The sequence below is a fragment of the Kitasatospora sp. NPDC096204 genome, from assembly GCF_044763205.1.
Lineage (GTDB): Bacteria > Actinomycetota > Actinomycetes > Streptomycetales > Streptomycetaceae > Kitasatospora.
The window spans coordinates 51,081-69,654 of record NZ_JBIWFT010000029.1; the positions used below are offsets into that span (position 1 = coordinate 51,081).

At 73.4% G+C, this 18,574-nt stretch carries 14 protein-coding genes; 1 reads left to right on the forward strand and 13 read right to left on the reverse strand.

Annotated elements, in window-relative coordinates; all coding sequences use genetic code 11:
• Positions 1-28: 28 nt before the first annotated feature.
• From ACIQ87_RS27805 to nrdR, 8 genes are all read right to left on the reverse strand, one after another.
• A complete protein-coding gene (locus ACIQ87_RS27805) occupies positions 29-1,273 on the reverse strand; it encodes a cytochrome P450 (RefSeq protein WP_402411481.1) in 1,245 nt (414 codons plus the stop codon).
• On the reverse strand, positions 1,270-2,094 hold the full coding sequence (locus tag ACIQ87_RS27810) for a GTP-binding protein (RefSeq protein WP_402411483.1): 825 nt from the start codon (positions 2,092-2,094) through the stop codon (positions 1,270-1,272). Before ACIQ87_RS27810 ends, ACIQ87_RS27805 begins: the two co-directional genes overlap by 4 nt.
• Positions 2,075-2,443, reverse strand: a complete 369-nt coding sequence (locus ACIQ87_RS27815; protein WP_392883665.1) for a DUF742 domain-containing protein — start codon at positions 2,441-2,443, stop codon at positions 2,075-2,077. Before ACIQ87_RS27815 ends, ACIQ87_RS27810 begins: the two co-directional genes overlap by 20 nt.
• A complete protein-coding gene (locus tag ACIQ87_RS27820) occupies positions 2,440-2,874 on the reverse strand; it encodes a roadblock/LC7 domain-containing protein (RefSeq protein ID WP_392883663.1) in 435 nt (144 codons plus the stop codon). The genes ACIQ87_RS27815 and ACIQ87_RS27820 overlap by 4 nt, the downstream gene beginning before the upstream one ends.
• Positions 2,874-4,640: an ATP-binding protein gene (locus tag ACIQ87_RS27825; protein ID WP_402411487.1), complete on the reverse strand. Its 1,767-nt coding sequence runs from the start codon at positions 4,638-4,640 to the stop codon at positions 2,874-2,876. Before ACIQ87_RS27825 ends, ACIQ87_RS27820 begins: the two co-directional genes overlap by 1 nt.
• A 300-nt stretch (positions 4,641-4,940) precedes the next feature.
• Positions 4,941-5,708 carry an SDR family oxidoreductase gene (locus ACIQ87_RS27830; protein WP_402411488.1) on the reverse strand — a complete coding sequence of 256 codons (768 nt, stop codon included), beginning with the start codon at positions 5,706-5,708 and terminating at the stop codon, positions 4,941-4,943.
• A gap of 168 nt (positions 5,709-5,876) precedes the next feature.
• On the reverse strand, positions 5,877-8,768 hold the full coding sequence (locus ACIQ87_RS27835; protein ID WP_402411491.1) for a vitamin B12-dependent ribonucleotide reductase: 2,892 nt from the start codon (positions 8,766-8,768) through the stop codon (positions 5,877-5,879).
• 199 nt (positions 8,769-8,967) lie between these two features.
• Positions 8,968-9,465, reverse strand: a complete 498-nt coding sequence (gene nrdR / locus ACIQ87_RS27840; protein ID WP_402411494.1) for a transcriptional regulator NrdR — start codon at positions 9,463-9,465, stop codon at positions 8,968-8,970.
• A 528-nt stretch (positions 9,466-9,993) separates the two neighbouring features.
• Here nrdR and lexA point away from each other — a divergent pair.
• Positions 9,994-10,689 carry a transcriptional repressor LexA gene (lexA, locus tag ACIQ87_RS27845; protein ID WP_392883748.1) on the forward strand — a complete coding sequence of 232 codons (696 nt, stop codon included), beginning with the start codon at positions 9,994-9,996 and terminating at the stop codon, positions 10,687-10,689.
• Positions 10,690-10,816: 127 nt separating this feature from the next.
• Here lexA and ACIQ87_RS27850 read toward each other — a convergent pair whose 3' ends face one another.
• Genes ACIQ87_RS27850 through ACIQ87_RS27870 form a run of 5 tightly spaced genes read right to left on the reverse strand, consistent with a single transcriptional unit; the run spans position 10,817 to position 18,565 of the window.
• Entirely contained in the window at positions 10,817-12,940 is a 2,124-nt protein-coding gene (locus ACIQ87_RS27850; protein WP_402411498.1) for an ATP-dependent DNA helicase, read from the reverse strand.
• A 12-nt stretch (positions 12,941-12,952) separates the two neighbouring features.
• The gene (locus tag ACIQ87_RS27855; RefSeq protein WP_402411501.1) at positions 12,953-14,776 is read right to left on the reverse strand and encodes an IucA/IucC family protein; all 1,824 of its coding nucleotides are present in this window, start codon (positions 14,774-14,776) and stop codon (positions 12,953-12,955) included.
• Complete coding sequence (locus ACIQ87_RS27860) at positions 14,754-16,154, reverse strand: lysine N(6)-hydroxylase/L-ornithine N(5)-oxygenase family protein (RefSeq protein ID WP_402411503.1); 1,401 nt, start codon at positions 16,152-16,154, stop codon at positions 14,754-14,756. Before ACIQ87_RS27860 ends, ACIQ87_RS27855 begins: the two co-directional genes overlap by 23 nt.
• Before the next feature lie 9 nt (positions 16,155-16,163).
• On the reverse strand, positions 16,164-16,856 hold the full coding sequence (locus ACIQ87_RS27865; RefSeq protein ID WP_402411605.1) for a GNAT family N-acetyltransferase: 693 nt from the start codon (positions 16,854-16,856) through the stop codon (positions 16,164-16,166).
• Positions 16,748-18,565, reverse strand: a complete 1,818-nt coding sequence (locus tag ACIQ87_RS27870) for an IucA/IucC family protein (protein ID WP_402411505.1) — start codon at positions 18,563-18,565, stop codon at positions 16,748-16,750. Before ACIQ87_RS27870 ends, ACIQ87_RS27865 begins: the two co-directional genes overlap by 109 nt.
• Between the last annotated feature and the right edge of the window lie 9 nt (positions 18,566-18,574).

The following is an 18,574-nucleotide window of genomic DNA, read 5'->3' on the forward strand; positions in this document are numbered from 1 at the left end:
TCTCTTTCGAACGGCGGGTGTTGAAGGATCAGGCCGGGTGGCCCGGGGTGAACGAGACCGGCAGCGCCACCAGCCCGCGCACCCAGGCCGACGGCCGCCACACCAGCGCGTGCTCGGCCACCGCCAGCCGCAGGTCCGGCAGCCGGTCGAGCAGCACCTCGATCGCGGTGGTGGCGATCACCTCGGCCGCCTCCTGGGCCGGGAAGGGACAGCCGTGCTCGCCGTACGAGTAGCTCATGTGTGCCCGGTTCCCCTCCGCCGGACGGCCGTCCGCCTGCCGGACCGCCGGGTCGGCGTTGGCCCCGGCGAAGCCGAGCAGGACCATGTCCCCCTCGCCGATCCGCTGGCCGCCCAGCTGGGTGTCCCGGACCGCCCAGCGGCCGGCGAAGATCTGGGTCGGGGTGTCCTCCCAGAGCGCCTCGTTCAGCGCCTGGCTGATGCTGCGCCGGCCGCCGGCCAGCGAGGCGGCGAACCGCTCGTCGGTGAGCATCAGCCGCAGCGCGTTGGAGATCCAGTACGAACTCGGCTGGTGGCCGGCGATCAAGAGCACCCGCAGGTCACGCATCGCCTCGTCGTGGGTCAGCCCGGCCTCGTGCGCCAGCATCCGCGAGGCGATGTCGGCACCCGGGTACTCGGCCTTCTCCTCCACCAGCGCGCGCATCAGCTCCAGCAGCCGCTGGGCGCCGGCCGGCGCGTCCGGGCCGCCGTCCAGCATGGCCAGCAGCGCCGCGATCAGCTGCGGCGCCTGCTCCTCGTCCAGGCCGAGCACCCGGCACAGCACCAGCAGCGGCATCCGGTGCGCGTACTCGGCGACCAGGTCGGCCTCGCCGCGCCCGGCGAACTCGTCGATCAGCCGGTCGGCGATCTCCTCGGCGTGCTTGCGCAGCTCGTACGGGTCGATCCCGGCCAGCGCGTCGGTGACCGCCCGCGAGCGCCGGACGTGCTCCTCGCCCTCGGCGTAGAGGATCGAGGGGACGGGCGCCATCATCGGCTTCAGCGGCCAGTCGGCGGGCAGCGTCGCCCAGGCGTGCCAGCGGCTGGAGTCGCGGCCGAACAGCTGCGGCTGGCCGGTCACCTGCTGGAGCTCGCGGTAGCCGATCACCAGCCAGGCGGGCACCCCGCCGGCCAGCTCGACCGGGGCGACCGGGCCGTGCGCGGCACGCAGCTCGCGGTAGAGCTGGGACGGGTCGGTCTGGAAGCGCGGCCCGTACAGCGGCGTGGCGCCGGCGTGCGCCGGGCAGCCCGGGGGCGGGGTGGCGGCGGGCTCGGTCACGGGGTGCTCTCCTCGTAGATCGCGGTGCGGGACCCTGCCGGGGCGGACTCTTCCCCTCCGGCGGCGACCGGGGCGGACCAGCCGGCCGGGTTCGCCCCGTCGGCCCCGTCGGCCGGGGAAGCCCCGTCGGCCAGGCTCGCCGCGTCGGCCCCGGCCAGGGCGGCCAGGTGGTGGACCAGGGCGATCAGCACCCGTTTGCCGGACTCGCGGTCGCGCGCGTCGCAGTCCACCAGCGGCACCTCGGCCGGCAGGTCCAGCGCCTCGCGGACCTGCTCCAGGGTGTGGCTCGGCTCGCCGAAGTTGTTGCGGGCCACGATGAACGGCGTGCCGTGGTGCTCCAGCCGGTCGATCGCGTACCAGGACTCCTCCAACCGCCGGGTGTCCACCAGGACGACCGCGCCCAGGGCTCCGCTGAACAGCCGGTCCCAGAGGAACCAGAAGCGCTCCTGCCCGGGCGCCCCGAACAGGTACAGCACCTGGCGCTCGGAGAGGGTGATCCGGCCGAAGTCGAAGGCGACCGTGGTGGAGCGCTTGCCCCAGGTGCCGGCCGGGTCGATGCCCTCGCCCGCCCTGGTCATCACCTCTTCGGTGTTCAGCGGACGGATCTCGCTGACCGACCCGACCAGGGTGGTCTTGCCCACCCCGAAGCCGCCGACCACGACGATCTTCAGCGCGTTGTCGGCGGTCGCCCGCAGCGGGGTGCGCGAGCCGGCGGGCCGCACGCCGTCCTCGGCATCGGCCCGGACGTCGGCAGCGGGCCGGCCGTCGGCATCGACCCGGCCGTCATCAGCGGCCCGGCCGTCAGAGCTGTTGGAGGCCATGCAGCACCTGCTTCAGCGTGTCGAGGTCGGGCAGCCGGGCCTTGTTCGGCGCGAACCGGGGGTGGCGGGCGGTGACGGCCCCGGACTCCAGCAGGTCGCCGAGCAGGATCTTCACCACCGAGACGGGCAGCGCCAGCTCCGCCGCCACCTCCACCACGGCGGTCGGGGCCTCGCACATCCGCAGGATCCGGGCGTGCTCCGACTGCATCCCGGGCGCCGGCTGCCGCTCGGCGACGATCAGGGTCACCAGGTCGAAGGCGTTCTCCGGAGCCCGGCTGCGTCCCCGGGTGATGGTGTAGAGGCGGTCGGGGTCGTCGTCGCGCCCCGGCAGCACCGGCCCCGCGGTCATATCGTCGCGCTCTCTCGCACGGCCTCGCCTTCCGTACCCCGGGCGGGCGCGCTGAGGTGGACCCCGATCTGCTCGATCAGGCCGTGCATGTTGTGGCCGACCACGCCGACGTCCGCCTCGTCGTCCGTGACCACGGCCAGGTGGGCGCCCTCGCCGGCCGCCACGATGCACAGGATGCCGCCGTGGAACTCGGTCATCGACTGCCGCACGCCGCCGCTGCCGTCGCCGAACTCGATCGAGGCGCCGTGCGCCAGGCTCTGCAGGCCGGAGGCGATGGCGGCCAACTGGTCGGCCTGGTCGGTGCTCAGTCCTGCGGTGTGGCAGAGCTTGAGGCCGTCGGCGGAGAGAACCAGGGCGTGCCGGGTGCCGGGGGTCGCCGCCAGCAGGTTCTCCAACAGCCAGTCGAGGTCGCGGTCGTTGGCACTGCTCATCAGGTGTCCTTCTCGGTGACGGGGGAAGCGTCGGGCATGGTGTCGGGGTCCGTGGTCGGCGCCCCGGCAGGGGGCTGCTCGGCCCCCGCGGGACGGGCGGCGGCCCGGCGGAACGCGCCGAACCGGGCGGCCGCAACCGCCGCGTCGGCGCCCGCGGGCTTCGCGGCGCGGTCCGCCGCGGGGGCGGCGGTGGCCAGCGTCTGCCCGCGACGGCGCTGCGGCAGGCCGCTGTCGGTCATCCGGGCGGGCGCGGCCGGCAGCGCGGGCGTGGTCTGCGTCCCGGGCAGCGGTTGCGCCGCGGTTCGCGCCCCGACGGGGGTCCGCTGTGCGGAGGGCGCCGGAGGCAGGGAGGAGGGGGCGGGGCGCGCCGAGGTGAGCGCCGGGCGCGCGTTCTCCGCGGACGGTGCCTGCGCCGGGACGGACGCCGGGACGGGCGCCGGGGCGGCGGTCGGTGCCGGGTGGGTGACCAGCTGCTGCGGGATCAGCACCACCACCCCGGTGCCGCCGCGCGCCGACGGCCGGAAGGAGATCTGCAGCCCGTGCTTGCGCGCCAGCACGCCGACCACCGCCAGCCCCAGCCGGGTCCCGGCGGAGAGCGTGGTGAGGTCCAGCGGCTCGGCGGAGACGGCCCGCTCGGCCCGGCGCAGCCAGCTGTCGCTCAGGCCCAGCCCGCTGTCCTCGACGGTGACCGCCAGCCCGGCCGGCACCTCCTCGACGTAGACGTGCACCTCGGCCGGCGGGGCGGAGAAGTTGGTGGCGTTGTCCAGCAGTTCGGCCAGCGCGTGCATCACGCCCTCGGCCGCGTACCCGGCGACCGCGGCGGTGCTGGCGTTGTGCAGCCGCACCCGCTGGTAGGCGCCGATCCGGCCGAGCGCGCCGCGCAGCACCGACTCCACCGAGATCGGCTTGGCCCAGCGGCGCCCCGATCGGGCACCGGTGAGCACCGCGATGCTGTCGGCCATCCGGCCCGCCTGGGCGGTCGAGTGGTCCAGGCTCAGCAGGTCGCCGAGGACCTCCTCGTCGTGCCGGTGCTGCATCTCACGCAGCTCGGCGTGCATGCTCGTGGCCAGCGCCTGGACCCGCCCGGCGGCGGTCGCGCAGACCGCGAGCGCGGCGGCCCGCAGCCGCTCGCCGCGGCCGATCTCCTCGCCGACGGCACGCAGCAGCGCGTACTGGGGGTGCTTGCGGTGGACGGCCAGCGCACTGTCCACGGCCGCGCCGGCCCGCAGCTTCGTCACCACCTCGGGAAGTACGCCGTCGACGATCCGGGCCAGCTCGGCGCGCTCGGCCTCGGCCCTGGTCCGCTCCGCCTCCGCCCCGGCGCGCTCGGCGTCGAGTTCGGCCCGCAGCCGGGCGAGCTCGGCGTGCGCGGCGGTGACGTCCGCCTCGGCCCCGGCCTGCTCGGCGCGGGCGGCGTCCCGCTCGGCGAGCGCGGCGGCGGCGTGGTCGGCGGCGGCCGTCTCGGCCTGCCGGGCCCTGCCCGCGGCGACCAGCGCGGCCCGGGTCTCCTCGTGCTGCGCGGCCAGTTCCTCGGTCAGCCCGCGGTTGCGCTCGACGCCGGTCGCCGCGAGTCCGACGGCGATCAGCCAGAGCACCGTGACGGCGACCACCGCGAGGGCGGTGAGCGGCTGGTGCGCGCCGAACGCCCGGGTGACGCCGACCGGCGCGGCGACCAGCGCCAGCAGCACGGCCACCGCGGTCAGGGCGACGGTGCGCGGCGCGGGCCGTCGGCGCGATCGGCCGTCGGGGCTGGTGGCTTCTCTCATCGGTGCGGTCCTCGGCAACGTCGGCGGGCGGCGGCGCGGGCAGCGGGTCGGCGACGGTCGCGGCCGCCGACAGCTGGTCGGGCGCGATACCGGACCGCCCGGCGACGCGACGAGACGTCTCCGGGCATCTGATCGGTTCACGCTTTCGGCCGATCATATCGATTCAGACATAGGCCTCAAGCGGCCAGTTGACGGCCAGTCTCCCGCCATCACCCACGGCGGGGTCGCGGCCGCTCGCCGCAGCCGCGAGTTCTCCGTTCTCGCTCATGCCGTCAACTCCGGTTGACATGCGAACGGGCCTCAGCGACCGCCGAACCGCCGCTCCAGCGCCTCCTCGAAGGTCCCCCGGCCCACCGCCCGGTCCGGCGTCAGGTTGCCGCCCTCCCGCAGCCCGCGGCCGACCGCTCCCGGCAGGCGCAGCGGCAGCAGCAGCCGGCGCTTGCCCGCCGCCCGCAGGTAGGCCCCGGCCAGCTCCCGGTACGACCTCACCCGCGGGCCGCCCACCTCGGGCGCGAAGCCGGTGGGCTCCTGCCCCGCCAGGTCCACGACCGCCTCGGCCACCTCGCGCACGTCCACCGGCTGGAACGCCGCCCCGCTCACCACCGGGAAGACCGGCAGCCGCACGGAGGCGTCGAAGAACCTCAGCACCAGGTCGTGGAACTGCGTCGCCCGCAGCACCGTCCAGCCCAGGCCCGACTCCCGCACCACCCGCTCACAGGCGAGCTTCGTCCGGTAGTACGCGAGCGGCACCCGGTCGATCCCGACGATCGACACGTACACCAGGTGCCGCACCCCGGCCTCCCTGGCCCGCGCCACCAGCGTCCGGACCCCGGTCACGTCCTCCTTCCTCTGGGTGGTCGCGCAGTCCACCACCACCTCGACCCCGGCCAGTGCCTGCGCCATCCCGGCCCCGCTCACCAGGTCCCCGACCACCCACTCGACCCCGTCGCCCCCGCCCCGCGCCCGTCGGCTCAACCCCCGCACCGCCACCCCGCGCGCCACCAGCAGCCGCACCACCTCCCGCCCCAACGTCCCCGTCGCCCCGGTCACCAGCACCGTCCCGGCCATCGCCCCGCTCCTCTCGTCACATGCCTTCACCCCCTACGGACCGGACTCCACCCCCGAACGTGACATCGGCACGCCCGGGCACACGAAAAAGCGGGGCGAGGACCGGGAAAGGTCCTCGCCCCGCTTCAGGGGGTCACCTCAGGAGGCGACCACCGGGGTCGGGCGCGGTCAGCTGCAGCCGCTGGTGGAGCCGCAGCCCTCGCAGAGGTAGCAGCTGCCGGCGCGGCGCATCTTGGTGCCGCAGGAGAAGCAGAGCGGGGCGTCGGCGTTGAGGCCGAGCTGGATCTCCATCAGCTCCGTGGAGTTGTGGGCCTGCTTCGGGGCCGCCTTGGGCGCCTCGACGGCCGGGGCCGGAACCACGGCCGGCCGGGCGGCGACCGGGGCGGACTGGGCGAGCGACTCGGTGTCGAGCTCCTCGGCCTCCAGCGGCTCGTACGAGCCCGTCTCCAGGTGGCGCTGGCGCTCCTCGACGGAGTGGATGCCGAGCGCCGAGCGGGTCTCGAACGGCAGGAAGTCGAGCGCCAGGCGGCGGAAGATGTAGTCGACGATCGACTGCGCCATCCGCACGTCCGGGTCGTCGGTCAGACCGGCCGGCTCGAAGCGCATGTTGGTGAACTTCGAGACGTAGGTCTCCAGCGGCACGCCGTACTGGAGGCCGACCGAGACGGCGATGGAGAAGGCGTCCATCATGCCCGCGAGGGTCGAGCCCTGCTTGGACATCTTCAGGAAGACCTCGCCCAGACCGTCGTCCGGGTAGGAGTTGGCGGTCATGTAGCCCTCGGCGCCACCGACCGTGAAGGAGGTGGTGATGCCCGGACGGCCCTTGGGCAGGCGCTTGCGGACCGGGCGGTACTCGACCACCTTCTCGACCGCGGCGGCCGGGGCCTCCTCGACCTTGGCCTCGGCGGCCTCGGAGGACTTGGTCTTGGCCGAGAGCGGCTGGCCGACCTTGCAGTTGTCGCGATAGATGGCCAGGGCCTTCACCCCGAGCTTCCAGGCCTGGAAGTAGATCTCCTCGACCTCTTCCACCGTGGCGCTCTCGGGCATGTTCACGGTCTTGGAGATGGCACCCGAGATCCACGGCTGGATCGCCGCCATCATCCGCACGTGGCCCATGGCCGAGATGACGCGCTCGCCCATCGCGCAGTCGAACACCTCGTAGTGCTCGGGCTTCAGGCCCGGCGCGTCCACCACGTTGCCGTGCTCGGCGATGTGGGCGACGACCGCCTCGATCTGCTCGTCCTGGTAGCCGAGGCGCTTGAGGGCGCGCGGGACGGTGCCGTTGACGATCTGCATCGAGCCGCCGCCGACCAGCTTCTTGAACTTGACCAGGGCCAGGTCGGGCTCGACGCCGGTGGTGTCGCAGTCCATCATCAGGCCGATGGTGCCGGTCGGGGCGAGCACCGAGGCCTGGGCGTTGCGGAAGCCGTTCTGCGCGCCGATGCGCAGCACGTCCTGCCAGGTCTTGTTGGCGGCGAGCCAGACCGGGGAGTCCAGGTCGTCCACCGAGACGGCGTCCAGCGAGGCGTCCGCGTGCTGCTTCATGACCTGCCGGTGGGCGGTCGCGTTGCGGGCGTAGCCGTCGTACGGGCCGACCACACCGGCGAGTTCGGCGCCGCGGCGGTAGGCGGTGCCGGTCATCAGCGAGGTGATGGCGCCGGCCAGGGCGCGGCCGCCCTCGCTGTCGTAGGCGTGGCCGGTGGCCATCAGCAGGGCGCCGAGGTTGGCGTAGCCGATGCCGAGCTGGCGGAAGGCGCGGGTGGTCTCGCCGATCTTCTCGGTGGGGAAGTCGGCGAAGCAGATGGAGATGTCCATCGCGGTGATGACCAGCTCGACGACCTTGGCGAAGGCCTCCGCGTCGAAGGAGTCGTCGTCGCGCAGGAACTTCATCAGGTTGAGCGAGGCGAGGTTGCAGCTGGAGTTGTCCAGGTGCATGTACTCGGAGCAGGGGTTGGACGCGTTGATGCGGCCGGACTCCGGGCAGGTGTGCCAGTGGTTGATCGTGGTGTCGTACTGGATTCCGGGGTCGGCGCAGGCCCAGGCGGCCTCGGCCATCTTGCGGAACAGCTTCTTCGCGTCGACGGTCTCGATGACCTCGCCGGTCATCCGGGCGCGCAGGCCGAATTCGGTGCCGTTCTCGACGGCGGTCATGAATTCGTCGTTGACGCGGACCGAGTTGTTGGCGTTCTGGTACTGGACGGAGGCGATGTCGTCCCCGCCGAGGTCCATGTCGAAGCCCGCGTCGCGCAGGGCGCGGATCTTCTCCTCCTCCTTCACCTTGGTCTCGATGAAGGCCTCGACGTCCGGGTGGTCGACGTCGAGGACGACCATCTTGGCCGCGCGGCGGGTGGCGCCACCGGACTTGATGGTGCCGGCCGAGGCGTCGGCGCCGCGCATGAAGGAGACCGGGCCGGAGGCGTTGCCGCCGGAGGAGAGCAGCTCCTTGGAGGAGCGGATCCGGGAGAGGTTGAGGCCGGCGCCGGAGCCGCCCTTGAAGATCATGCCCTCTTCCTTGTACCAGTCGAGGATCGACTCCATGGAGTCGTCGACGGACAGGATGAAGCAGGCGCTGACCTGCTGGGGCTGCTTGGTTCCGACGTTGAACCAGACCGGCGAGTTGAAGCTGAACACCTGGTGGAGGAGGGCGTGGGTCAGCTCGTGCTCGAAGATCTCGGCGTCGTCCTTGGAGGCGAAGTAGCCGTGCTTCTCGCCGGCGGCGCGGTAGGTGAGCACCACGCGGTCGATGATCTGCTTCAGGCTCCACTCGCGCTGCGGGGTGCCGACGGCGCCGCGGAAGTACTTGGACGTGACGATGTTGACGGCGTTGACCGACCAGGTGTCGGGGAACTCGACGCCGCGCTGCTCGAAGTTGATCGAGCCGTCGCGCCAGTTGGTCATGACGACGTCGCGCCGCTCCCAGCGGACCTCGTCGTACGGGTGCACGCCAGGAGTGGTGTAGATGCGCTCCATCCGGAGACCGCCCTTCGAGGCCTTGGCGCCCTTGGCCGCGGCCTTCTCGGACTTCGACCCGCGTGCGGAACCGCTCGTGGTGTCTGTCACTTTTCCTCCTCCTGGGCAAACGCCCGAAGTGCCCCTAAAAGTCCGGGCACTGCTGGTTCGTTCTTCCGGTGTGCGGGCAGGCGGAGACCCAGCCTGCTTGCGCACGGTTTGTAGTGTTTCGTGCCCAGATTTCGGGCACGCGTGGGCCCCGCGGGGCCGTGGTGGTGCGGATCAGGGCCCGCCAGGGGCCCGGCGCCCGCTAGGGCGCGGCGGAGACGGACACACAGGTGTCGTCCGTCTCCGGGGTGTGGGGCCGCTCGGCGCGGAGTTCCGCGATGGCGGCCTCGAAGTCTTCCAGTCCGTCGTACGCCTGGTACACGGAGGCGAAGCGCAGGTAGGCGACCACGTCGAGTTCCTTGAGCGGGCCGAGTATGGCCAGCCCCACGTCGTGGGTGGTCAGCTCGGCGTTGCCGCTGGCTCTCACGCACTCCTCGACCCGCTGGCCGAGCTGGGCCAGCGCGTCCTCGGTGACGGGACGGCCCTGGCAGGCCTTGCGGACGCCGGTGATGACCTTCTGCCGGGAGAACGGCTCGGTGACGCCGCTGCGCTTGATGACCATCAGTGCGGCCGTCTCCACCGTGGTGAAGCGGCGACCGCAGTCCGGGCACTGCCGACGGCGGCGAATGCAGCTGCCGTCCTCGGTGGTCCGGCTGTCGACAACACGGCTGTCGGAGTGCCGGCAGAAGGGGCAGTGCACCTCGGGATCCCTCCCTGGCAGAACGTTCGGACCAGTCGAGTCTATGCGATGTGCCCCCGGCCTCGGCAAGCTGATCATGCGGGGTGACCACTAGTACTGGGCACGGAGAGGACTGTAGCCACTACATCTAGGTCTCAGGGGGAGGTGGACGCCCTGGCGTGTCGGCGCCGATTAGACTGCCGAGGTCGAGTTTCGCTCGAACATTTACTCGATGTACAACAAAGCCTTGATCGAGTCAGTCAACTCCCGAATAATTCACTCGAACGTGTGTTTGGCGCAACCTTTCGATAGGAGGCGCGTTGGGCTGGAAAAGGGAGAGGACAGCCGTCGAGAGGGGCCGCCGTGAACACGATCGAAAGCAACACCATCCCGGTGCAGGAACACTCCCAGTTCAAGGTGGGGCAGCGCACCACGAATCAGCAGAGTGTGGACATCAACATGGACCGTAGCGAAGACCACCGTCTCTCCGGCGCGGCCCTTTCCGGGGCGCCCCGCGTCCCCGACCAGCCGATCGAACACTCCGCCGCCATGGACGACAACCACCCCTCCCCCGCCCGCGCCATGCCCGGCCGCCCGCCCGGTATCCGCACCGACGAGGCCGGTCTCACCGAGCGCCAGCGCCGGGTGATCGAGGTCATCCGGGATTCCGTGCAGCGCCGCGGCTACCCGCCGTCCATGCGCGAGATCGGCCAGGCCGTCGGGCTGTCCAGCACCTCCTCGGTCGCCCACCAGCTGATGGCCCTGGAGCGCAAGGGCTTCCTCCGCCGGGACCCGCACCGCCCGCGCGCCTACGAGGTCCGCGGCGTCGAGGTGGCCCGCCCGAACACCGCCGAGACGGCCGGCCGCCCGTCCACCTCCTACGTCCCGCTGGTCGGCCGGATCGCCGCCGGCGGGCCGATCCTGGCCGAGCAGACGGTCGAGGACGTCTTCCCGCTGCCCCGCCAGCTGGTCGGCGAGGGCGAACTGTTCGCGCTCACCGTGCGTGGCGACTCGATGATCGAGGCGGCCATCTGCGACGGCGACTGGGTCACCGTGCGCCGTCAGCCGGTCGCCGAGAACGGCGACATCGTCGCCGCGATGATCGACGGCGAGGCCACCGTCAAGCGGCTCAAGCGCGAGGACGGCCGGATCTGGCTCATGCCGCACAACTCCGCGTACGAGCCGATCAACGGCGACAACGCGACCATCCTGGGCAAGGTCGTCGCGGTGCTGCGCCGCCTCTGACGTACGGCGCACAGCGCCACGGACCGCCGTACCCGGGGCTGCCGCACCCGGGGCCGCCACACACGGGAGAGGGGCTCCACCGCGACCACGGGGAGCCCCTCCGGCATTGTGTACCGCGGCGGGGCCCTCAGCCCCGCTTCACCACCGGCCGCACCGGCGCCGCCGAGGCGTCGATCGCCGCCAGCGAGCGGCGCACCTGGTTGCGGTCCGTGGTGTACCAGAACTCCGGCATCGAGGACCGGAAGAAGCCCCCGTACCGCTTGGTCTCCACCCGCGGGTCCAGCACCGCGACCACGCCCCGGTCGTCGGCCGCGCGCACCAGCCGGCCCGCGCCCTGCGCCATCAGCAGCGCCGCGTGCGTCGCCGCGACGGCCATGAAGCCGTTCCCGCCGCGCTGTTCGACGTCCTTCTGGCGGGCGCTCATCAGCGGGTCGTCCGGCCGGGGGAACGGGATCCGGTCCATCACCACCAGCTGGCAGGCCGAACCGGGCACGTCCACGCCCTGCCAGAGCGAGAGCGTGCCGAACAGGCAGGTGGTCGCGTCCGAGGCGAACTCCCGGATCAACTCGCCCAGGGTGTCCTCGCCCTGGAGCAGGACACGGTTGTCCAGCCGCTCGCGCATCGCCTCGGCGGCCGTCTGGGCGCCGCGCATCGAGGAGAACAGGCCCAGTGTCCGCCCGCCGGCCGCGCCGATCAGTTCGGCCAACTCGTCCAGCATGTCCGGCCGTTCCGGGTCCCGCCCGGGGTCGGCCAGGTGCTTGGCGACGTACAGGATGCCCTGCTTGGGGTACTTGAACGGCGAGCCGACGTCGATCCCGCGCCAGTGCGGGACGGCGTCCTCCCCGAAGCCGGGGTCGGGGTTGTCCCCGTCGGTGCGGACGTCCGGCAGCCGCGTCTCGGACGGCAGGCCGACCGAGGCGGCGACGCCGTTGAAGTCCCCGCCGAGCTTGAGCGTGGCCGAGGTGAGGACGACCGAGCGCTCCTTGTACAGGCCCTCGCGCAGCAGCCCGGAGACGCTCAGCGGGGCGACCCGCAGCGAGGCGGTGCCCAGCCCGTAGCGGTCGCTGCGCTCGATCCAGACCACGTCGTACTCGGAGCCCTCCAGCAGCCGCTCGGCCGTCTCGTGCAGCGCCTCGGCCGAGGCCATCGCCTGCTTGCGGACGGCGTCCTCGTCGCTGAGCCCCTTGTCCCTGGTCTCGCCGAGCGAGGTGATCACCTGGCGGGAGGCGTCCCGGATCGCGGTGACCGCGTACGCCAGGTACTCGGGCAGTTCCTCGACCCGGCCGGGCTGGGCGGTCTCCATCAAGCCGTGGTAGTTCTCGGCGGCGGCCTGGAGCGCGTCGACGGCCTTCTCGTTGGCCAGTCGCGCGGCCCGCTTCACCGCCCGGTTGACCGCGCCGACGGTGAGCTCGGCGGTGGCCGCGCCGGTGACCCGGTTGACCAGCTCGTGCGCCTCGTCCACGATCAGCAGCCCGTGCTCGGGCAGCACCGGCGCGCCCTCGATCGCGTCGATGGCGAGCATCGCGTGGTTGGTGACCACGACGTCCGCCAGCTTGGCCCGCTCCCGCGCCTTCTCCGCGAAGCATTCCTGCCCGTACGGGCAGCGGGTGGCGCCCAGGCACTCCTTGGAGGTGACCGACAGCTGGGCCCAGGCCTTGTCGGAGACGCCGGGGCTGAGGTCGTCGCGGTCCCCGGTGTCGGTCTCGTCGGCCCAGTCGCGCAGCCGCAGCACGTCCTGCCCGAGCTTCCCGGTGGGCCCGCCGAGCGCGTCCACCGGGTCGAACAGGCCCTCGCCCTCGTCGCTCGGCGTGCCCTCGTTGGCCCGGTGCAGGCACAGGTAGTTGGAGCGGCCCTTGAGCATCGCGAACAGCGGGCGGCGGCGCAGCACCGGGTGCAGTGCCTCGACGGTGCGCGGCAAGTCCCGCTCCACCAGCTGGCGTTGCAGCGCCAGGGTGGCGGTGGCGACCACCACGCGGTCGCCGTGGGCGAGCGCGGGCACCAGGTAGGCCAGGGACTTCCCGGTGCCGGTGCCGGCCTGGACGAGCAGGTGCTCGCCGTGGTCGACGGCGTCGGCGACGGCCTCGGCCATCCGGACCTGACCGGGGCGCTCCACACCGCCGACGGCCGCCACCGCGGCGTGCAGCAGTTCGGGGATCCGCGAGCGCGGGACGGCTACGGCTTCCTCGGCCTCGTCGCCGAGGTCCGCCGCCCGCTGGGATTCGGAGTCGTGGGATTCGGAGTCGTTCGTCATGACCCTCCCACCCTACGGGGCGGGGGTGACAATCCGGTCCCGTTGCGCGGGCAGTCGCACGTCCACGGCGACCAGCGCGTTGGGCACGGTCCCGTACCGGGCGGCGTGCGGGCGGTGCGGGCGGTCCTGGTAACCGTCCAGCAGCAGCCGGTTGCGGTTGAGGCAGAGCCGGTCGATCCGGGGGCGGAACAGGTCGAACAGCTCGAAGCGCTCGCGCAGCTCGGGGAAGCGGTCCTGGTAGCGCAGCACCTCGGCGCGCAGCAGCGCCCAGAACTCGGTCTCGGGCAGTCCGGTCTGCGCCTCCAGCAGCGGGGCGAGGTAGCGGAAGACGCCGATGAACAGTCCGGAGTGGATGAACTGGCAGAGCCCCTGCGGGCTCTCCCGCAGCAGGACCTCGGCCACCTCGGCGGGCAGGCCGTGGAGCTCGGGCAGGCCCTGGGCGCTGAGGTTGACGTCGTCCACGAAGTCCTTGACCGCGAGCCGGGCGGGCGCCTCGGAGGAGTCGAAGACCACGATGGCGTTCTCGCCGTGCGGGGAGAAGACCAGCCCGTAGCGGTAGAGGAAGTGCAGCAGCGGCGGCATCATCGAGGCGAACAGCCGGGCGGTCCACTCGGCGGGGGCGAGGCCGGAGCGGTCGACCAGCTCGGCGGCGAGCGCCCGCCCGTCGGAACCGGTCTGCAGCAGCGCGGCCAGGGTGCGGGCCCGCTCCCCCTCGGCCAGGAAGGGCCCGAGCGGCTGGCGCCAGATCGCTCCGAGCAGTTCCTTGTACTGGTACGGCGCCTCGGGCAGCTCGCGGTAGAGCGGGTGGTCGACGGTGACGGAGGCGATCTCGCCGAGCAGGATCACCCGGCACTCGTCGCGCAGGTACGGGTCGGCGTCGCGCACTCCGAGCAGCCAGGCGGTGACGGTGGGCGCGGCCAGCGTGCGCTCGACCGGCAGGCCGCGCCAGACCAGGGTGTTGAGGATGGACAGCGGCAGCTTGACCGTGCAGCGCTCGGGGTGGGCGGTGTTGAAGAAGGAGCGGATGGACTGCTGGGGCAGCCGTGGGTCGCCGTCCGAGGGCAGCGGGACGATCTCGCCGGAGGCGATCCAGGGCGCGAACAGCGGCAGGATCGTCTCGTCCCACTGCCAGGGGTGGACGGGCAGCAGCAGGTAGTCCTCGGCGTCCGGGCCGAGCGCGGCGCGCAGCGCGTCCACGTCGTCCAGCTCGCGGGCGTACAGCTGCTCGGGCCGCTCGAGTCCGGGCACGCCGCGGTACTCGGCGAGCCGGCGGTGGACGGCGATCCAGGGCAGTGGGCGGGGGCTGCGGGCCTCGGGGGCCCAGCGGGCGGCGTCGGCGGAGGAGAAGCCGATCCGGCCCTTGTTGGGGACGATCCAGGGGTGGCCGGTCTGCCGGCCCTCCAGGGCGGTGTGGTCGAGGTCGGCGAGTTCGGCGGCGGTCAGCGCGGTGGCGAGCTGGCGGGCGTCGGCGGTCAGGGTGGCGGAGAGCTCGCGGATCAGGTGGCCGGTGGTCTCGCCGCGCATGCCGAGGGTCTGCCGGGCGTACGGGAGGAAGCGCAGCGGGTCGAGGCCGTCCGGGCGGGAGCAGCGGACGGACTCGGGGTCGACCTGCCAGCTGTCGTAGGCGCCCCGCCGGGCGGTGAAGCGGTACTCGGCCTCGGGCAGCTCCAGCCGGTACTCGCCGGGCGCGTCCCCGGGGACGGGCCGGAGCAGCTCCTCGTAGGCGAACTCGCCCAGCATCTTGGCCAGCAGGGCGCGGCCGGCCCGCTGCCAGTGCCCGGCGGTGAGGTGCGGGGGCAGGTGGAGCGGCGGTTCAGCGGCCGACGGTTGCGGCACGGGTCAACTCCTGGGGGCGGGGGACGACGGTGGTCTGGTCGAAGGTCGCGGACGCGGCGGCCGTGACGGGCGGCGCGAAGCCGGTCCAGGCGGTGCGGCCGGGCAGCCGGTGGACGGTTCGCCCGGTGACGGCGTTGAGGATCACGGCGGCCCGGTGGGCGCCGAGTCCGAGGTCGGGGGTGCCGACGCCGTGGGTGTGCAGTTCGGCGTTCTGGACGTACAGCCCGCCGGTGAGCTCGGGCCGGGTGGCGACCCGGTGGTCCAGGTCGACCCGGTAGCGCCCGGCCTCGTCCCAGTCGATCAGTTCGGCGAGCGGTTCGAGGGCGGCCGGGCGGGCCGCCCGGTAGCCGGTGGCGAGCACCACGGCGTCGGTGCGCAGCAGGTGTTCGGCGCCGGAGTCGGTGTGCCGGCAGTGCAGTTCGAGGCCGCCGCAGGGGCCGGGGCGGGCGGCGGTGACGGCGGTGCCGGGGGTGATCTCGACCGGCGCGGTGTCGATCGGGCGGCCGATGGTGCGCTCGTAGAGGTGGTCGTGGATCTCGGCGAGGGTCTCGGCGCTGGCGGCCTTGTGCAGCTGCCACTGGGCGGCGACCAGCGCGTCCCGAACGGGTGCGGGCAGGCCGTGGAAGTAGCGGGTGTAGTCGGGGGTGAAGTGCTCCAGGCCGAGCTTGGAGTACTCCATGGGGGCGAGCGCCCTGGTGCGGGTGAGCCAGCGCAGCCGGACGCCGTCGCCCTCGTGGTGGCGGAGCAGGTCGAGGAAGACCTCGGCGCCGGACTGTCCGCTGCCGACCACGGTGATGTCCCGGGTGCCGGCCAGGTCGGCGCGGCGGTCCAGGTACTCGGCGGAGTGGAAGGCCCGCGGGTGGCCGGCCAGCGCGGCGAAGGCCTCGGGCAGGACCGGCCGGGTGCCGACGCCGAGGGCGAGGTTGCGGGCCCTGGCCTCGGAGCGCCGGCCGGTGGCGGTGTCGGTCAGTTCGACGCGGTACCAGGGGGCGTCCCAGCGCAGGGCGGTGACCTCGGTGCCGAAGCGGCAGTTGGCGAGCCGCTCGGCGGCCCAGCGGCAGTAGTGGTCGTACTCGCGGCGCGGCAGCTGGAAGCGCTCGGCGAAGTAGAACGGGAACAGCCGGTCCTGGTCGCGCAGGTAGTTGAGGAAGGACCACGGGCTGGTCGGATCGACCAGGGAGACCAGGTCGGCGAGGAACGGCACCTGCATCCGGGCTCCGTCCACCAGCATCCCGTGGTGCCAGCGGAACTCCGGGCGCTGGTCGCAGAAGAGCGTGCGCAGGCCGGGGACGGGCTCGGCGAGTGCGGCGAGCGAGAGGTTGAACGGACCGATGCCGACGCCGAGCAGGTCGTACGGAGGGGGTGTCGTGGTGTCCACAGGGTTGTCCTAGGCGGGGAGTTGGGCCTGCGCGACGGGCCCGTCGGCCCGGTCGCGGACCATCAGGGCGGCGCGCTTGTCGGGCAGGTCGAGTTCGGCGACGGCCCGGAATCCGGCTCGTTCGAAGGCCCGGACGGACCGCCGGTTGCGGACGTCCGGTTCGGCCACCACCCGTTCGCAGCGCGGGTTCCGGAGCAGAATCAATTCTGCGAGGGCGGCCAGGAGGACGGCACCGAGCCCGCGGCCGCGGCTGGCGGCGGGGCCGAGCAGCAGGTGCACGCCGGTGTCGTGCGGCCGGGCCGGGTAGTGCGCGGCGAGCGGGTCGAGGTCGGCACGGTAGACCTCCCAGTAGCTCAGCGCCTCGCCGTCGAGCAGGCCGAGGCACGGGGTACTGCGGCCGTCGCCGTCCAGCTGGGCCCGGACGTGCCGTTCGGTGACCTCCGGCGGCCCGGCGAGTTCCCAGAAAGCGTCGACCTCGGGGTCGTTCATCCACCCGGCGAGCAGCGCGAGGTCGGCGGGCAGCCGGACCGGGCCGAGCCGGAACTCGCCGGCCGGGGTGGGGACGGAGCCCCACCCGGGCGGATCGCAGAGCATCAGGCGCCCGCCACCGGGTTGGGGATGTCCACGTACACGGACTGGCTGGCGACCGGGCCGACCAGCTCGTCCATGCCGTTGATCCGGGTGAGCAGGTTGGCCTTGCAGGGCAGGGTGGGCGCGTCCAGCAACAGCGCGGGCAGCGCCGAACCGGTGGCGGCGGCCCGCGGGCCGGTCAGGAACCGGCGCAGCGCGGCCAGCAGCACCGTCTCGTCGGCGAGCCGCTGGGAGCCGAAGGCGCCGATCAGGCCGAGCACGTGGTTGATGCCGAGGTAGTAGGCGAAGTGGTGGTCGATCACGTCGTCCGGCAGGAAGGTGTCGCTGTCCGTGCCGAGCCCGGGCAGCCGGGCGGCGAGCCTCCCGGTGGCGCTCTCCCGGTAGTAGTAGCCCTGGTTGTCGCGGTAGCGGCCGCCGCACGGCCAGCCCGCGGCGTCCAGCAGTACGAGGCTGTTCTGCTGGTGCGCCTCCAGGGCGATGCCGCCCCGGCCGTCCAGCCAGAGGATGGGCAGCACGACCGCGTCCAGGTAGCGCAGGAACCATTCGGCGGCGACGGTCTGCAACGGGCGGGCGCAGCGGGCGGCGAGCGCCCGCAGGGTGTCGCCGAGCCGGGAGGGCACGGTGTCGCCGGTGCCCAGCGGCTGTTCGGCGACCAGCCCGGCAACGCACAGCGCGCGCTCGGTGGGCGCGAAGGGCTGGGCGCGCAGCACGGTGTCCAGGCCGCCCGGGTCGCCGAGGTCGGGGTGGTCGACGCCGATCCAGGCCGGGTCGCGGACGATGTCGAAGCCGGGGTGGGCGGCCCGCCACTCGGCGGCCAGTCCGCTCTCCAGCAGCCGGTGCATCTCCAGGCCGCGGTGGAGTTCCTTGCGCAGGTTCTCCCGGCGGGAGTTGGTGATCCGCAGGCCGAGCGAGAGCTTGAGCATCCACGGGGTGCCGGGCCGGTAGACGGTGCGCACCGAGGAGGTGGGGTACCAGGGCTCGCCGGCCGGGCCGAGGTCGTGCAGCAGCCCGTCGGCGAGCAGTGCGGCGACGGCCGGGCGGTGGGCGAGTTCGCGGGCCTGCCAGGGGTGCAGCGGGACGGCGGCGGTGCCGGGCGGCAGCGTCGTGCCGCCGTCGAGGAGGCCGGCGGTGAGCTGTTCGGCGCTCTCGGCGACGGCGGAGCCGGCCGCGAGCAGCTCGCGGTCCACGGCGTACCAGTGCAGTTGGAAGGAGCCGTGCAGTTCGGGCGAGTAGGCGGCGCTCTGGGCGGGGCCGAGGCCGTCGCGGCTCTTCGGCGTGGGGTGCAGCGGGTGGCCGAGCAGCAGGGACTGCTCGGCGGCGAGGAAGTGGGAGCGCTCGGGGCCGCCGGGCGTGGCGGCGGTGCGGCGGTGGGCGAGGATCTCGGCGGTGCGCACGACCGAATCGGCGACCCTGGCGGCCAGGTCGGCGACCTGCCCGGGGTCGGGCCGTTCGGCGGCCGCGGCGGCGAGCAGCGCGGCGGTGGTGACGGCGTCCACCGGGGCTTCGGAGACGTCGCCCGCCGCGGTGGCCTCCCCGACCGCGAGGGTGGCCGGCCCGAAGCGGTGCCAGCCGCCGGGCGACCAGTAGCGGACGGGGGCGGTGAGCCGGGCGGCCCCGCCGAGGACGGCGATCCGCAGCCGGCCGTCCGGTCCTGGCCGGGCTCCGGTCTCGCGCGTCCAGCAGCGCAGCAGGGCCTCCAGTCCGGCCTGTTCGGCGGCGACGGCCGGGTCGGGGTGCAGCAGCAGGTCGTGCTCGAGGTCCGCCCGTTCCACGGCGGGCGGGGGTACGGGCGGGGCTCCGGTGAGGGCGGCGGTGCTCAAGGCTGCTCC

Coding starts and splice junctions, on each gene's coding strand:
- ACIQ87_RS27810 (WP_402411483.1), bottom strand. CDS start 2,094: ATGGCCTCCAACAGCTCTGACGGCCGGGCCGCTGATGACGGCCGGGTC.
- ACIQ87_RS27815 (WP_392883665.1), bottom strand. CDS start 2,443: ATGACCGCGGGGCCGGTGCTGCCGGGGCGCGACGACGACCCCGACCGC.
- ACIQ87_RS27820 (WP_392883663.1), bottom strand. CDS start 2,874: ATGAGCAGTGCCAACGACCGCGACCTCGACTGGCTGTTGGAGAACCTG.
- ACIQ87_RS27825 (WP_402411487.1), bottom strand. CDS start 4,640: ATGAGAGAAGCCACCAGCCCCGACGGCCGATCGCGCCGACGGCCCGCG.
- ACIQ87_RS27830 (WP_402411488.1), bottom strand. CDS start 5,708: ATGGCCGGGACGGTGCTGGTGACCGGGGCGACGGGGACGTTGGGGCGG.
- lexA (WP_392883748.1), top strand. CDS start 9,994: ATGGACGACAACCACCCCTCCCCCGCCCGCGCCATGCCCGGCCGCCCG.
- ACIQ87_RS27850 (WP_402411498.1), bottom strand. CDS start 12,940: ATGACGAACGACTCCGAATCCCACGACTCCGAATCCCAGCGGGCGGCG.